Source organism: Amycolatopsis vancoresmycina (assembly GCF_000716785.1).
GTDB lineage: Bacteria > Actinomycetota > Actinomycetes > Mycobacteriales > Pseudonocardiaceae > Amycolatopsis > Amycolatopsis vancoresmycina.
Map to the genome: position 1 here is coordinate 1 of NZ_JNYY01000011.1, position 14,445 is coordinate 14,445.

At 72.0% G+C, this 14,445-nt stretch carries 13 protein-coding genes; 5 read left to right on the forward strand and 8 right to left on the reverse strand.

The genetic code is table 11. From position 1 onward, the window contains the following. Nucleotides 1-173 precede the first annotated feature (173 nt). From OO60_RS25640 to OO60_RS25650, 3 genes are all read right to left on the reverse strand, one after another. Nucleotides 174-332: a ribbon-helix-helix protein, CopG family gene (locus OO60_RS25640; RefSeq protein WP_033262214.1), complete on the reverse strand. Its 159-nt coding sequence runs from the start codon at nt 330-332 to the stop codon at nt 174-176. 85 nt (nt 333-417) lie between these two features. Beyond that, nucleotides 418-1,482, reverse strand: coding sequence for a DmpA family aminopeptidase (locus tag OO60_RS25645; RefSeq protein WP_033262215.1), 1,065 nt, complete (start codon nt 1,480-1,482; stop codon nt 418-420). Then, nucleotides 1,479-2,081: a TetR/AcrR family transcriptional regulator gene (locus OO60_RS25650; protein WP_033262322.1), complete on the reverse strand. Its 603-nt coding sequence runs from the start codon at nt 2,079-2,081 to the stop codon at nt 1,479-1,481. The genes OO60_RS25645 and OO60_RS25650 overlap by 4 nt, the downstream gene beginning before the upstream one ends. Nucleotides 2,082-2,201: 120 nt before the next feature. Here OO60_RS25650 and OO60_RS25655 point away from each other — a divergent pair, with 120 nt between their 5' ends. Continuing rightward, nucleotides 2,202-3,623 carry an APC family permease gene (locus tag OO60_RS25655; RefSeq protein WP_051767761.1) on the forward strand — a complete coding sequence of 474 codons (1,422 nt, stop codon included), beginning with the start codon at nt 2,202-2,204 and terminating at the stop codon, nt 3,621-3,623. On the opposite strand, the gene OO60_RS25660 is transcribed toward OO60_RS25655, so the two are convergent. From OO60_RS25660 to OO60_RS25670, 3 genes are all read right to left on the reverse strand, one after another. Next, nucleotides 3,611-4,162, reverse strand: a complete 552-nt coding sequence (locus OO60_RS25660) for a snapalysin family zinc-dependent metalloprotease (RefSeq protein ID WP_033262216.1) — start codon at nt 4,160-4,162, stop codon at nt 3,611-3,613. The two genes, OO60_RS25655 and OO60_RS25660, sit on opposite strands and share 13 nt — an antisense overlap. Nucleotides 4,163-4,308: 146 nt before the next feature. Beyond that, nucleotides 4,309-4,866 (reverse strand): TetR/AcrR family transcriptional regulator, encoded by a 558-nt coding sequence (locus OO60_RS25665; protein WP_033262217.1) that lies wholly within the window; start codon nt 4,864-4,866, stop codon nt 4,309-4,311. A gap of 1 nt (nt 4,867) precedes the next feature. After that, nucleotides 4,868-6,352, reverse strand: coding sequence for an MFS transporter (locus OO60_RS25670; protein ID WP_033262218.1), 1,485 nt, complete (start codon nt 6,350-6,352; stop codon nt 4,868-4,870). A gap of 83 nt (nt 6,353-6,435) precedes the next feature. Here OO60_RS25670 and OO60_RS25675 point away from each other — a divergent pair, with 83 nt between their 5' ends. Then, on the forward strand, nt 6,436-6,666 hold the full coding sequence (locus OO60_RS25675; protein ID WP_033262219.1) for a hypothetical protein: 231 nt from the start codon (nt 6,436-6,438) through the stop codon (nt 6,664-6,666). Between the two features lie 82 nt (nt 6,667-6,748). Here the strand turns inward: OO60_RS25675 and OO60_RS25680 are convergent, their stop codons facing one another. Further along, the gene (locus OO60_RS25680; protein ID WP_051767762.1) at nt 6,749-7,915 is read right to left on the reverse strand and encodes an ROK family transcriptional regulator; all 1,167 of its coding nucleotides are present in this window, start codon (nt 7,913-7,915) and stop codon (nt 6,749-6,751) included. Nucleotides 7,916-8,052: 137 nt separating this feature from the next. Here OO60_RS25680 and OO60_RS25685 point away from each other — a divergent pair, with 137 nt between their 5' ends. Genes OO60_RS25685 through OO60_RS25695 form a run of 3 tightly spaced genes read left to right on the forward strand, consistent with a single transcriptional unit; the run spans nt 8,053 to nt 13,174 of the window. Continuing rightward, nucleotides 8,053-9,477: an APC family permease gene (locus OO60_RS25685; RefSeq protein ID WP_033262221.1), complete on the forward strand. Its 1,425-nt coding sequence runs from the start codon at nt 8,053-8,055 to the stop codon at nt 9,475-9,477. Further along, the gene (locus OO60_RS25690) at nt 9,474-12,287 is read left to right on the forward strand and encodes a glycosyl hydrolase 2 galactose-binding domain-containing protein (protein ID WP_003097901.1); all 2,814 of its coding nucleotides are present in this window, start codon (nt 9,474-9,476) and stop codon (nt 12,285-12,287) included. The genes OO60_RS25685 and OO60_RS25690 overlap by 4 nt, the downstream gene beginning before the upstream one ends. Next, on the forward strand, nt 12,284-13,174 hold the full coding sequence (locus OO60_RS25695) for an ROK family protein (RefSeq protein ID WP_003097903.1): 891 nt from the start codon (nt 12,284-12,286) through the stop codon (nt 13,172-13,174). Before OO60_RS25690 ends, OO60_RS25695 begins: the two co-directional genes overlap by 4 nt. A 56-nt stretch (nt 13,175-13,230) precedes the next feature. On the opposite strand, the gene OO60_RS25700 is transcribed toward OO60_RS25695, so the two are convergent. After that, nucleotides 13,231-14,439, reverse strand: a complete 1,209-nt coding sequence (locus OO60_RS25700; protein ID WP_033262222.1) for an MFS transporter — start codon at nt 14,437-14,439, stop codon at nt 13,231-13,233. Between the last annotated feature and the right edge of the window lie 6 nt (nt 14,440-14,445).

Genomic DNA, 14,445 nt, shown 5'->3' on the forward strand with positions numbered 1-14,445 from the left:
CTACCACGAGCTCGGTGCTGACTACTTCACCCGCCGGGACCCTCAACGCGCCATGCGCCAGATCGTCAAGCAGGCCAACGCGCTGGGCATGACCGTCCGTTTCGACCCAATCCCCACCTGACACAAGACCAGACCAACCCCATCTCCACCAGCGAGTCTCGTTCATCTTCGTGTCAGTGCTCCTCTTCGGGTTCGGTTCCGAGGTAGGCGCGCAGCGCGTCGGCGACGAGCGCCGAGAGCGACCGCTCGGTCTCGATGGCCCGGTGCTTGACCTGCCGGATCAGGCCGATCGGCAGGTACACGTTGAACTGCTTGACGTCGTCATCGCCCACCCGGCGAGGCTAGCACGCTAGCAAGCTAGACGCATAGCTCCGCCGCTCGTCTCGAAACCTCGAAGCCCGGCTCGTCCTCGGCGGGTCAGCCGAGCCAGTGCGCAAGCGGCAGCCCGGGCACCCGGCGCCCCCGGTGGCCGGTCGTCTCGCGCCCGGCCACCAGCGCGTTGAGCACCGCTTCCTCCACCGCCTGGACCACCGCCTCGAAGAACGGGTCGATCCGGCCCCACGGCACGAACCGCAGGCTCTCGTACTCGGCCTCCGCCGTGCGGGGGAACGTGCTGGTCAGCGCGCCCGGGTTCGCCGTGCTGAAGGCGAGGAACAGGTCGCCCGAGAAATGGGAGCCCGTCGTGCCGGTGCGGGCCAGGCCCAGCGGGACCCGGCGGGCCAGCGCCGTGCACTGGCCCGGCAGCAGGGGTGCGTCCGTGCCCACGACGACGATCACCGAGCCCGCGCCCGCCGGGGCCGCCGCCCACGCCTCCATCGGGTTGTCCGCCGCCAGTTCCGCGCCCACCGGCGCGCCTGCGACCGTCAGTTCCCGCCTGCTGCCGAAGTTCGCCTGCACCAGCACGCCCACGGTGTACTCGTCCGCGCCGTGGGCGACGACCCGGGAGGCCGTTCCGGTGCCGCCCTTGAAGCCGTAGCAGGTCATCCCGGTGCCGCCGCCGACCGACCCCTCGGCGGGCGGGCCCGGCCGGGCCGCGTCGATCGCCGCCACCGCGTGTCCACTGTGGATGGTCGGCGCGTTGATGTCGTTGAGGTAGCCGTCCCACGTCTCGGCGACCACCGGCAGCAGCCACTCCGCGGCCACGTCGGGGCGCTCGCGCACCACCCAGTCCACCACGCCCCGGTGGCACGGCCCGACGGCGTGCGTGTTGGTGATCAGCACCGGCAGGGTCAGCGACCCCGTCTCGGCGAGCCACGCGGTGCCGGTCATCTCGCCGTTGCCGTTGAGCGAGGACGTCCCGGCGGCGCACGGCACGGCGAATTCCTCGCGGCCGCGGGGGAGGATCGCGGTGACACCCGTGCGCACCGACTCGCCCTCGACCAGCGTCGTGTAGCCGACTTCGACGCCGGGGACGTCGGTGAGCGCGTTGTGCGTGCCGGGCCGGCCGGGCAGGGCGATGCCCAGGTCGCGGGCACGGGTCATGACGGGTCCTCCAGGGTGCAGGCGGTGCGGGCGTAGGACAGCAGCATCGCTTCGGCGGTGGCCGGCTCCAGCGTCGGCACGGCCTGGGTGAGGTGCAGGCCGTAGCCGTCTTCGAGGGCGACGAGGTTCCGGGCGATCGCGAGCGCGTCGGCGGTCAGCGTGAACTCGCCGGTTGCGGCGCCGGCCTCGAGGATCCCGGTGTAGATGCGCACCTGCCGCTCGTAGAGCGCGATGTGCCGGGCGGCGTAGGCGGGGTCGCGGCGGGCGATCGTGCCGAGTTCGTAGAGCAGCACGCACAGTTCGTCGTCCGGGCCGGAGGGCAGGCCGCTGCGGATGGTGGCGAGCAGCCGCTCGGTGGGGGTGCCGCGGCGGGCGGCTTCCTCCCGCTGGGTGCAGAAGCGTTCGACGGCTTCGCGCTGCACCTCCTGCAGCAGCTCGGCCAGGGTGGGGAAGTAGTAGAGCACCGAACCGGACGACAGCCCGGCGCCGTCGGCGATGTCCCGCAGCCTCAGGTTGAGGACCCCGCGCTCGACGACGGCGCGCCGCGCCACCGCGATCAGCTCGGCCCGCCGCTCGGGTGCCCTGCTCGGTCGTGCCATGCCGATCATTCTTCGAAGGATCTTCAAGAAAAGCAAGTACTTGACTTCCCGGGCTGACAAGCCTTTGATCCGTGGTCACCTGGTTTATCGAAGGAGCTTCAAAAAACTGGAGGCCCGATCGTGACCACCCCTCCGCTCCGCCGCGGCCTGCGGACCCTCGGCACCCTGCTCATCACGCTCTCGGCGATCAGCCCCGCGTCGTCGGTGTTCATCATCGCGCCGGGCGTGCTCACCGGCGCCGGCACCGGGGCCTTCCTGAGCTTCGCCGCCGCCGCGGTCGTCGGCGTCTTCATGGCGTTCGTCTACGCCGAACTCGCCTCGGCGTTCCCGGTGGCCGGCGGCGAGTACGCGATCGTCGCGCGCACGCTCGGCCGGCTGCCCGGGTTCGCCGTGCTGGGGCTGATGATCATCACGCAGGTGCTGATCGTCGCCGTGATCGCCCTGGGGGTCGGCACCTACCTGGGTGTGCTGTGGCCGGGCCTGCCCGGGCCCGCGGTCGCCGCGGTGACGTGCGTGCTGGCCGCCGTGGTCGGGGTGTTCGACATCAAGGTGAACGCGTGGGTCACCGGGGTCTTCCTGGCCATCGAGCTGCTCGCGCTGGTCGTGGTGAGCGCGCTCGGCCTGCTGCACCCGGCGCGGCCGGTCACCGACCTGCTGGTGCACCCGGTGGCCGCCGACGGCAGCCCGGCGACCATCGGCGCCATCGCGATCGCGGTGGCCGTGGCGATGTTCGCCTACAACGGCTACGGCTCGGCGGTCTACTTCGGCGAGGAGACCCAGGACGCCCCGCGCGGCATCGCGCGGGCGATCCTGCTCGCGCTGGTCGTCACGGTGGTCGCCGAGCTCGTCCCGGTGACGGCGGTCCTGCTCGGCGCGCCCGACCTCGGGCAGCTGTTCGGCGCGGAGAACATGCTCTCGGCGTTCATCTCCGCCCGCGGCGGCAGCACCCTGGACACGGTCCTGAGCGTCGCGGTCGCGCTGGCGATCGTGAACGCCGTGCTGGCGATCGTGCTGATCAGCTCCCGGCTGGTGTTCAGCAGCGGCCGCGACCGGGCCTGGCCGGGCGCGGTCAGCCGGGCGCTGGCGGCGGTGCACCCGCGCTTCGGGACGCCGTGGGTGGCGACGGTCGGGACGGGGATCGTCGCCGCACTGCTCTGCTTCGCCGACCCGAAGCTGCTGCTCGTGGTCACCAGCACGTCGATCGTCGTGGTGTACGCGGCGCTGTGCCTCGGCGCGATCAACGGCCGCCGGACCGGCGCGACGGCGCACGCGAAGTACCGGATGCCGTGGTTCCCGGTGGCACCGCTGCTCGCGCTGGCCGTGCTGGTGTTCGTGGTGTACCAGAACCTGCTGGACCCGGTGGTGGGCCGGCCGAGCCTGATCGTCACGGTGGGCATCATCCTGCTGGCGGCGGCGTACTACGGCGTGGTCCTGCGCCGCCGCGGCGGCTGGCAGCTCGCCGAGGACGTCGTGGCCGAGGACGCACCGGCGCGCGCCGGTGACCCGGGGGCCACCGGCGCGCGGACCGATCAGAAGCCGTAAACCGTCTGGAAGACGCGCTGCTCGCTGGTGGCGGCGAGACCGTTCGCCCAGAGCTGGTTCACCCGCGAACGCTCGGTCGCGTTCGGGTAGGCGTTGGTGCAGGACGGGCCGGGGCCGCCACCCGACATCAGCTCCGAGCACGGGCCCGAGTAGTGGTCGGGCAGCCCGAGGGCGTGCCCTGTCTCGTGCGCCGCGATGCGGGTCGGGTTGTACTGGCGGGCCTGGCTGTAGTCGATGAAGATGGTGCCGCTGCCGTGCCCGTTGGTGGAGGCGTAGGACCCGCGGGGGTCGTTGCCTTCGGTGTAGCGCAGGCTCGCACCGGAGTTGCGTTCGACCAGCTTCACGTTGGTCACGCTGTTGTTCCAGTTGGCGGCACCGGCGTTGATCACCGAGCGGAACGTCGGCGCGCTGGCGGTGCTGTAGTACACCGTGGTGACGGCGGCTTCCTGCTCGGTGGCGGCCGACGCGGTGCCGGCGGCGAGCGGGGTCAGGCTCAGTGCCAGCGCAGCGGCGCCGGCCAGAGCGAACTTCCTCGACATCGGAAGACTCCTCGTGGGGACGGGGATTTGCCGGATTTGCGCGCGCTGTCGAAAATTTACCCGGAAGCCGCGACGGCGGGAGCCGACTAACGTAGGGTCGGCAAGTGGTGATTTACCAACACCTTCGACGGGTTGACACCGCCGGTTCAGTTCGGGCGGGTCAAGTCGAGTAGCTGCTGTTCGAGCTTCCGCGCGGCCGCCACGTCGATGCCGACGCCCCACAGCGGGGCCGCGCTCGCGCCGTCGGCCGCCGCGACCACCAGGGTGACCACGTGGTCCGGGAGGCCGTCGTCGTGCAGTTCGCGCTCCCACTGCCCGGCGTCCGCGCGGGCGAGCTCGGCGACTTCCGGGATCGACATCAGCTGGGCGATCAGGGCGAGGTACTCGCGCACGGCGACCTCGTCGTGGGAGGTGTCCAGCGACGCCCGGACGTAGGCGCGCGTCAGCCGTCCCGGGGCCGTGTCGGCCGGGTCGAGCGCCGCCCGCACCTCGGTGCGGAAGGCGTCCAGCATGTCCTGCGCGAGCGTGCGCACCAGCGCGTCCTTGGCCGGGAAGTGGTACAGCAGCCCGCCTTTCGACACCCCGGCCGCCCGGGCGATGTCGTCGAGGGACGCCGAGACGCCGCGGGTGCGGATCACCGTCGCGGCGGCGTCGAGCAGCGCCCGGCGGGTTTCTTCCGGGCTGCGCCCGGCTTTGCGCGGCATGTCAGTCCTTTCCGGACGGAATGGTACGCCAGGCGATCACCGCGGCGACGGCGGTGACGGCGGCCGCCGCGAGCGCCGTTACCTGCATGGCGCCGGTGAAGGCCTCCTGCGCGGCCCGGACGAGCTCCGGGTCGCCGACGAGCACCGCGCCGGCGAGGGAGTCGCGGGCCTCGGCGGGGAGCGGGTCCGCCGGCAGGAAGGCGCGGTAGGCGAGGGTGACGACCGAGCCGAGGACCGCGATGCCCAGCGCCGCCCCGAGTTCGTAGGCGGTCTCGGAGATCGCGGACGCCGAACCGGCCTTGTCCCGCGGGACGGCGGACAGCACCGAGTCGACGGTCAGCGTCAGCGCCAGCCCGACGCCGAGCCCGACCGGCACCAGCGTCAGGCCCAGCCACCAGTACTGCGGCGCCGGTTCGGCGAGGGCGACGAGCGCCAGCCCGGCGGCGGCCACCGCGAGCCCGGCTGCGACGGCCCGCCCCCGCCCGAGCCGGGCGACGACCACGCCGACCGCGGCCACGACGGCGATCGAGGCCAGTGTCGCCGGCATTTCCGCGAACCCGGCCTGCAGCGGCGAGAAGCCGCGCACGAGCTGCAGGTACTGCGAGAAGAAGAACAGCAAGCCCATCAGCGCGAAGACGGCGATGAAGTCCGCGAGGACAGCGCCGCTGAACGCCGGGTTGCGGAACAGCGTGACGTCGATCAGCGGCGCGGCCGCCCGCCGCTGCCGCCGGACGAACAGGACACCGGAGCCCAGCCCGAGCACGGCGGCGACGGCGACCCGGGCGTCGAGGCCGGCGCTGACGGCGTGCTTGACCGCGTAGACCAGCGGCACGATCGCGGCGAGCGACAGCCCGGCCGAGAGCAGGTCGAACCGGCCCGGCGCCGGATCCCGCGACTCGGGCAGCAGCCACGCACCCGCGATCAGGAAGACCACGACGACCGGCACGTTGATCAGGAACACCGAGCCCCACCAGTAGTGCTCCAGCAGCGTCCCGCCGACGAGCGGGCCGAGTGCGATGCCGCCGCCGGACCCGGCCGACCAGATCGCGACGGCGCGGGTCCGCTCGCGCGGGTCGGTGAACAGCGTCCGGATGAGCGACAGCGTCGACGGCATGATCGTCGCCCCGGCGACGCCCAGCAGCAGCCGCGCGAGGATCAGCACGCCGGCGGTGGGGGAGAAGGCGGCGAGGACGGAGGCGAGCCCGAAGGCGGCCGTGCCGAGGAGCAGCACCTTCTTGCGCCCGAACCGGTCGGCGAGGTTCCCGGCGGTGACGAGCAGGCCGGCCAGTGCGAGGGAATAGACGTCGCCGATCCACAGGACCTCGGTGGCGGTCGGCGCGAGTTCCCGGGTGAGTGACGGCACGGCGAGGTAGAGCACGGTGCCGTCGATGGCGAGCAGCAGGACGGCCCCGACGAGCACCCCCAGCGCGGCCCAGCGGCGGCGCGGGCTCACCGTCCGGGCGGAGGCGGGCTGAGTCGTGGTCATGCCGGTTACTATACCGTCTGGACGGTACAGTAACGCTGGTGAGGCCGGTCACGGGTACGCTGGAGGAGCGGAAAGGGGTGCCTGTGACGGCGGAAGAACTGATGATCGAGTTCGCCCTGACGCGCCTCGACCACCCGGACCTCGACTTCGAGGAGATCGCGGCGCTGCTGGTCCGCCGCGGCGGCACGGAGCGGGAGCTGGAGTTCGCGTCCCGCAACCTGGCCGACCGCGGTGAGCTGCGCGGCCCGGCCTTCCGCACGGCGGTCGAGTACGTGCTGCGCGTGGTCCTCACCCTGCGGGGCCCCTCGGACTAGCGCCGGTGCGGGTTGTCGTGAGTGGTAAGGCGAGTTAGAACTCGCCTTACCACTCACGACACCCGGGCTGGTTTCCCGGTGCTCAGGCGCCCGCGGTGTGGGGGAGGCCCCGGCGGTCGAAGACCAGGTCCCGGGCCGTGTCCAGTGCCGTGGCGATCGCTCCCGCCAGCACCGCGTCCTCGCCCAGCTGGCCGGCCACGATGTCCGGCACCGCCGGGATCGTCGCCGCCAGCGCCCGCCGCATCGGGCCGGCCAGCAGGTCCGCGTTCCCGCCGATCCCGCCGCCCAGCACGATCAGGCGCGGGTCCAGCACCGCCGTCACCGCCGACACCACGTACGCCAGCTTCTCCGCTTCCTCCTCGACCACCCGCACCGCCCGCTCGTCGCCCGCGCGGGCCAGGCGGAACACGTCCTTCGCCGACCTCGCCGTCAACCCGAGAGCCCGGGCCGCGTCGACCACCGCCTGGCCCGCCGCCGCCGTCTCCATCGGGCCGGGGCGTCGCGCGCCCGCGCCCGACGGCATCGGGCCGTACGGCAGGTCCGCGATCTCGCCCGCCGCGCCGTGGGCGCCGCGGAACAGCCTCCCCGCCACCAGCAGGCCCATGCCGATCCCGGTGCCGACCGTCAGGCACACCAGCACGTCGACGCCGAGCGCCGCGCCGAGGGCGTGCTCGCCGACCGCGCACAGGTTCGCGTCGTTCTCCACCACCACGTCCGAGCCCGCGACGGCCAGCGCCGAGACGAGCTCGTGCAGCACCCCGCGCCGCTCCCAGCCCGGCAGGTTGGGCGCGCGGTGCACCGTGCCGGTCGCCGGGTCGGGGACGCCCGGCGTGCCGACCACCGTCGCCACGACTTCGTGCGGCGCGAGCCCGGCCGAAGCCACCGCGCGGTCGACGGCGTCGCTCACCGTGCGCACCAGCGCGCTCGCCGAGCGGCACCGGTTGGGCTCGTCGAGCCGGGCGACGATGCTGCCTTCGAGGTCCGCGACGGCCACCCGGATCACCCGCCGCCCGATGTCGACGCCCACGACGTGCCCGGCGTCCGGCGCCGCCTGGTAGACCACCGCCGCGCGGCCCGGTCCGGCCAGGCTGCGCCCGGTGGCCCGGACGAGCCCGTGCTGCTCCAGGTCCAGCAGCGCCTGGCCCACCGTGGGTTTCGACAGGCCGGTGTCGGCCGCGATCCGGGGCCGCGTCGCTTCGCCGTGGGTCCGCAGCCGGTCCAGGACGAGCCGCTGGTTCAGCGCCCGCATGTGTGCCGGGGTTCCGGCCTGCGGCCCGTTTTGCCCCACACGTCCTCCTGAGTTGCCGCAACTTTACCGGCGGAACCCTTTCGACCCCGCCCGTTCTATGTTAAGAAACTTTACTAACTACTAGTCGGAGGCACGTCGTGAGTTCACCCACTCGGTCCGGGGAACCGCCCGCCCTTGAACGCCGTATCGGCCCGCTGCAGGCCACCGCGATCAACATGACGCAGATGTGCGGGATCGGCCCGTTCGTCACGATCCCCGCGATGGTCGCCACCATGGGCGGCCCGCAGGCGATGTTCGGCTGGATCATCGGGGCGATCGTCGCGCTGGCCGACGGGCTGATCTGGGCCGAACTCGGGGCCGCGATGCCGGGGGCCGGCGGCACTTACCTCTACTTGCGCGAGGCGTTCCAGTACCGGACCGGGCGCCTGATGCCGTTCCTGTTCGTCTGGAGCGCGGTGCTGTTCATCCCGCTGATCATGTCGACCGGCATCATCGGGCTCGTCCAGTACCTCGGCTACCTGATCCCGGGCGTCACCGACGACGCGGGCACGACCCCGCTCGGCAAGCTGATCGGCGTCGGCATCACGCTCCTGATCATCCTGGCGCTGTTCCGGAAGATCGGTCAGATCGGCAAGCTGACCACCGGCCTGTTCGTGGTCATGCTGGTCGCCGTGCTCGCCACCATCGTCGCGGCCTTCTCGCACTTCAGCGGCGCGCAGGCGTTCGCCTTCACGCCCGGCGCGTTCAGCTCGGCCGGCGAGGGCACGTTCTGGGGCGGCCTCGGCGCCGGCCTGATCATCGCGATCTACGACTACCTCGGCTACAACACGACCGCCTACCTCGGCGGCGAGGTCCGCTCGCCGGGCCGGACCATCCCGCGGTCGATCATCTTCTCCATCCTCGGCATCATGAGCCTCTACTTCCTGCTGCAGGTCGGCGTGCTCGGCTCGATCCCGCTGGACCAGCTCAAGACCGCCACCTCGGTGGCCTCCTCCGTGCTCGAGCAGGCCTGGGGCACCGGCACGGCCAAGGCGATCACCGTGCTGATCGTGATCGCCGCGATCGGCTCGGTCTTCGCCGGGCTGCTCGGCGGGTCGCGGGTGCCGTTCGAAGCCGCGCGGGACAAGGTGTTCCTGCCGGTGTTCGGCAAGCTGCACCCGAAGCTCAACCTGCCGACCGCGGGCGTGCTCACCATGGGCGCGATCACGATCATCGGCTCGCTGTTCACGCTGACCGACGTCATCAACGCGGCCGTCGCCACGCTGGTCATCATCCAGTCACTGGCCCAGGTCGCCGCGATCTGGACGCTGCGGCGGCGGCAGCCGGACCTGAAGCGCCCGTACCGGCAGTGGCTCTACCCGGTGCCGACGCTGCTCGCGCTGGTCGGCTGGGTCTACATCTACGTCTCCGCGACCTGGCTCTCGATCGGGCTGTCGCTCGGCTGGATCGCCCTCGGCGCGATCGCGTACCTGGTCTATGCCAAGGCGGAGCACACGTGGCCGTTCGGGCCCAAGGAAATCAAGGAAGCCTTCGCCACCGAACCGGAAGGGGTTCAGGCATGACCCGGAAGCTCGCGGTCCTCGCCGCGCTGCTGCTCGTGCCCGGCGTGCTGAGCGTGGCCGCGCCGGCGTCCGCGCAGCAGGACCTCGCGAAACCGCACGGGTTCAGCACGATCGGCCTGCCGGGCTGGCAGGTCCTCACGACGGCGAACGTCAAGGACGGCGGAGACAAGGTCTCCACGCCCGGGTACGCCACCCGTGGCTGGCTGCCGGTGAAGGTCGACGACGCCGGCGCGCCCGGCACCGAGATCACCGCGCTGGTCCAGAACGGCAAGTGCCCGGACGTCTTCTACTCGGACAACATCCGCAAGTGCTTCGGGTACGTCGACAAGCTCGGCCCGGTCGTCACCCAGCCGTTCGCCGACCCGTGGTGGTACCGCACCGACTTCACCCCGGACATCCGGCCGGGCCAGCACGCGAAGCTGACCATCCCCGGCATCGTCGGCGAGGGCGACGTCTGGGTGAACGGCACGCTCGTCGCGACGAAGGACGTCGTCAGCGGCGCGTTCGCCGGGCACACCTTCGACGTCTCGAAGCTGGTCAAGCCGGGCAAGAACACCCTGGCGATCAAGGTCTACCCGAACAACCCGCTGAAGATGTACACCCTCGACCAGGTGGACTGGAGCCAGATCCTGCCGGACAACGACACCGGCATCCAGTTCCCGCCCACCCTGCAGGTCTCCGACGCCCTCTCCGGCGACAACGCGCACGTCGTGCAGGACAACGCACCCGACCTGTCCAGCTCGAAGCTGACCGTGAAGGTGGACGTCACCAACGACGCGGCCGCGCCGCAGACCGGCGACGTCGCCGCGACGATCACCCCGCCCTCGGGCGCGCCGGTCGTCGTGCGGCAGCGCGTCACGATCCCGGCGAACACCAAGCGGACCGTCGTGTTCGCGCCGGTGAAGATCGACCGCCCCCAGGTGTGGTGGCCGTATTCGATGGGCGCCCAGCCGCTGTACACGCTGACCACCGCGGTCTCGCAGGACGGCGTGCTGTCGACGTCGTCGAAGAGCACGTTCGGCATCCGCACGGTGACCTCGCGGCTGGTCGGCAAGTCCGCGCCGCTGCCGGAAGGCGCGCGGCAGTTCACGATCAACGGCAAGGACTTCGTCTTCCGCGGCGGCGGTTTCGCGCCGGACCTGTTCCTGCGCTACGACCAGGCCGACACCGCGCACCAGATCGCGCTGATCAAGAACCTGGGGCTGTCCGGTGTCCGCCTCGAAGGCCACGACATGCCGCAGGACTTCTACGACCAGGCCGACCGCGCGGGCCTGCTGGTGATCGGCGGGTTCCTCTGCTGCGACGCCTGGCAGCCCGACACCGCCGAGCAGCTGGGCGAGCGCGACCTGCGGATCATCCACGACTCCTCCGTGAGCATCGCGCAGCGCGAACGCAGTCACCCCAGCGTGTTCAACTACGGCTGGAGCGACAACGAGCCGTTCCCGAACCAGGAACAGGCCGTCCTCAGTGCCTTCAAGCAGGAGGACTTCCAGGTTCCGGTGATCGCCTCGGCCGAGTACAAGAGCACGCCGACGCTGGGCAACTCGGGCGAGAAAGAAGGCCCGTACGACTGGGTCCCGCCGTCGTACTGGTACGACAGCTCGCACTTCGACGCGTCCGACGACAGCCGGACCAACGCGGGCGGCGCCTGGGGCTTCGCGAGCGAGCAGAGCGCCGGGCACACCGTGCCGACGCTGGACTCGATCAAGCGGTTCCTGTCGCCCGCGGAGCAGGCGAAGCTGTGGCAGGACCCGGCGTACAACCAGTACCACGCCAACTTCGAGCCGGACCACGGCGGTTACGCGTTCGGCACGCTGTACACACTGGACCAGTCCATCCTGCAGCGGTACGGGAAGTGGACCTCGCTCAAGTCCTATGTGGACCTGGCGAACATCGCGAACTACGAGAACACCCGCTCGCAGTTCGAGGCGTTCCTGCACCACTCGGCGGACAAGGCGAACCCGGCCACCGGCGTCGTCTACTGGCAGCTGAACAAGGGCTGGCCGACGCTGCTGTGGTCGCTCTACAACGACGACGGCGACCAGCCCGGCGCGTTCTTCGGCGCCAAGAAGGCGAACCGGCCGCTGCACGCGCTCTACGGCTACGACAACGGATCCGTGACGCTGGACAACCTCGGCGCCACCACGCAGTCCGGCCTGTCGGTGCAGGCCCGCGTCCTCGACACCGCGGGCAAGGTCCTCGACGACCAGACGGTCTCGGGTGTTTCGCTGGATTCGCAGGGCGTGCGCACCGGAGTCCTGAAGCCGAAGGTGCCCGCGGAGACAAAGGCGCCCGCGCCGGCGCAGGTCTACTTCGTGGAACTGCAGGTCAAGCAGGGCGGGAAGGTCGTGGACCGGAACGTCTACTGGCTGTCGACGCAGAAGGACGTCGTCGACTGGGCCAAGACGCTCGGCAACCCGCAGGCGACGCTGTCGCAGTACAGCAACCTGCAGGCGCTGCAGAACCTGCCGAAGTCGCAGGTCGGCGTCACCGCGTCGACCAAGGCGCAGGGCGGCGGCCTCGTCACCACGGTGACGGTCACGAACACCGCGAAGACGCCGGGGGCGGCGTTCTTCCTGCGGGCCGACGTCCGCCGCGGGACGCCGGACGGGCGCGAGGCGCCGGGGGACAACCAGCTCGCGAACGCGACCTGGGACGACAACGACATCACGCTGTGGCCGGGTCAGTCGCAGACGCTGACCGTCACCTACCAGGCGGCCGACCTGCGCGGGGCGGCCCCGGTGATCAGCGTCGACGGGTTCAACACGGGCCGGGTCGTGGTGCGGGGGACAGGAGGGGCGCACGCGTGAGCGACGATCGGATTCTCGGGATCGACTTCGGCGGCACGAAGGTGGCGCTGGGGCTCGCCGACCGCGACGGCACCCTGCTGGCGACGCGCCGGCTGGACACCGACGCGCAGGCGGGGGCCGAGCAGGTGGTGGTGCGCGCGCTCGCGGCGGCCAGGGCCCTCCTGGCCGACGAGGGCGCGGTGCCCGCCTGCATCGGCGTCGTCAGCCCGGGGATCGTGCTGCCGGACCGCATCCTGCTCGCGCCGAACGTGCCGGGGTGGGAGCAGCTGCGCCTGGCGGAGCTGGTGGCCGCCGAGTTCCCGGCCGTGCCGATCTCGGTGGGCACGGACGCGAAGGCGGCGGCGCTGGCGGAATGGCGCTGGGGCGCGCTGGCCGGGGCCGACCCGGCGGTGTTCCTGTCGCTGGGCACCGGCATCGCGGCGGCGGTGCTGTTCGGCGGCCGGGTGCTGACCGGCGCCAACGGAGCTGCCGGCGAGATCGGGTACAACCTGCTCTCGCCGCAGGACACCGAGGGTTTCGCGAGCGGAGCGGCGCCGCTCGAGGAAGCCGTCGGTGGGCGTGGGCTGGGCGGCCGGGCGAGCGAACTGCTCGGCCGCCCGGTCACCGCCGGTGAGCTGTTCGCGCTGGCCAAGGAGAACGTCGAGGCGAAGGAACTGGTGACCGCGGCGCTCGACGAGCTGTCGATGCACGTGGCGAACCTGGCGATCATGCTGGACCCGCAGCGCATCGCGGTCGGCGGCGGGCTGGTGCGCTCGGCCGACGTGCTGCTGCCGGCGCTGGCGGACCGGCTCGCGCACGCGGTGCCGTTCCCGCCGCAGCTGGTGGCGGCCCGCTTCGACCAGGACGCGGCGCTGCTCGGCGCGGTCGCGCTGGCCCTGGGCGGCTGAGTCGTCCGGGTGGTGTGCCGGTGCCCCGACCCGGCCCACCACCCGGTTTCAGCGTTTCAGGCCGGGGCCACGGCGGCTTCTTCCGCGTACCGGAAGGCGGCGGGGGACAGCGTGAACCAGACCAGCACCGCGCTGACCGCCTGGATGCCCGCGGCCACCACCCAGACCGCGCGCAGGCCCCAGTGGGCCGCGACGAGCCCGCCGGTCAGCGCGCCCAGCGGGGTCAGGCCCCAGGCCAGCGCCCGGTGGCTGGTCAGGACCCGGCCCAGCAGCGGCGCCGGCGTGAAGCGCTGGCGGCTCGACTGCGAACAGACGTTCCAGATCAGCACGGTCGCCGTCAGCGACACCAGGACGACGCCCACCAGCGGCGGCCACGGCGGGACGAAGGCGATCAGCAGTTCCGTCACCACGCCGAAGCTCTGCGCGAACCGCATCGACCACGAGTAGCCGAGCCGGTCCACCACCTTCTGCACCACGAACGACGACGCGACCCAGCCGACGGCGAGGCAGGCGAGCAGCAGGCCGTAGCCGACCGGCCCGACGTGCAGGACCTGCGTCGCGTAGAGCACGAACATCGCGTTGCCGGCGCTCGCGGCGAACGAGCCGAGGGCGACGTTGATCGTGATCGACCGCAGCAGCGGCGTCCGCACCAGGTGCCGCAGCCCGCCGGAGAGGTCGCGCAGCGGGTGCGTCGTCGCCGCCACGACGGACTGCGACGGGATCCGGCGGGCCAGGACGAACGCGAGGACCGCGCAGCCGGCGGCCAGCCACGCGGGCGCCCCGCCGCTCACCGCGACCAGGAACCCGGTCAGCGGCGGCACGACGAACCGCACGACCCCCTGGTCGATCACCGTGAGCCGCGCGTTGGCGTGGGCGAGCTGGCCGGGCCCGACCAGTTCCGGCACGAGCGCGCCGCTGGCACCGTCCCCGAGCACCCGCGCCGAGGTGATGACGAAGGCGACCACCAGCAGCACGGGCAGGCTGAGCACCTTCCCCGAGGTGACGGCGGCGAGCACGACGGCGGCCCCGGCCAGCACGGCGTAGGCCCAGGCCAGCACGGTGGTCCGCCGCACCCGGTCGATGAGCACCCCGGCGAACAGGGAAAGCAGCAGCCACGGCGCTTCCCCGACGACGTTGATCAGCGACACCTGCCGCGGATCGGTGGTGACGGAGACGGCGAGCAGCGGAATGGCGGCGAGCAGCAGCCCCTCGGCGGCGGAACCGGACACCATCACGGCCTGCAGCCGCACCCACCTCGACGCCATGATCCC

What these genes read in the sequence shown, in the direction of transcription:
- OO60_RS25660 (WP_033262216.1), bottom strand. Translation starts at nt 4,162, where the DNA reads ATGTCGAGGAAGTTCGCTCTGGCCGGCGCCGCTGCGCTGGCACTGAGC.
- OO60_RS25645 (WP_033262215.1), bottom strand. Translation starts at nt 1,482, where the DNA reads ATGACCCGTGCCCGCGACCTGGGCATCGCCCTGCCCGGCCGGCCCGGC.
- OO60_RS25665 (WP_033262217.1), bottom strand. Translation starts at nt 4,866, where the DNA reads ATGCCGCGCAAAGCCGGGCGCAGCCCGGAAGAAACCCGCCGGGCGCTG.
- OO60_RS25690 (WP_003097901.1), top strand. Translation starts at nt 9,474, where the DNA reads ATGACCCGGAAGCTCGCGGTCCTCGCCGCGCTGCTGCTCGTGCCCGGC.
- OO60_RS25670 (WP_033262218.1), bottom strand. Translation starts at nt 6,352, where the DNA reads ATGACCACGACTCAGCCCGCCTCCGCCCGGACGGTGAGCCCGCGCCGC.
- OO60_RS25680 (WP_051767762.1), bottom strand. Translation starts at nt 7,915, where the DNA reads ATGCGGGCGCTGAACCAGCGGCTCGTCCTGGACCGGCTGCGGACCCAC.
- OO60_RS25700 (WP_033262222.1), bottom strand. Translation starts at nt 14,439, where the DNA reads ATGGCGTCGAGGTGGGTGCGGCTGCAGGCCGTGATGGTGTCCGGTTCC.
- OO60_RS25650 (WP_033262322.1), bottom strand. Translation starts at nt 2,081, where the DNA reads ATGGCACGACCGAGCAGGGCACCCGAGCGGCGGGCCGAGCTGATCGCG.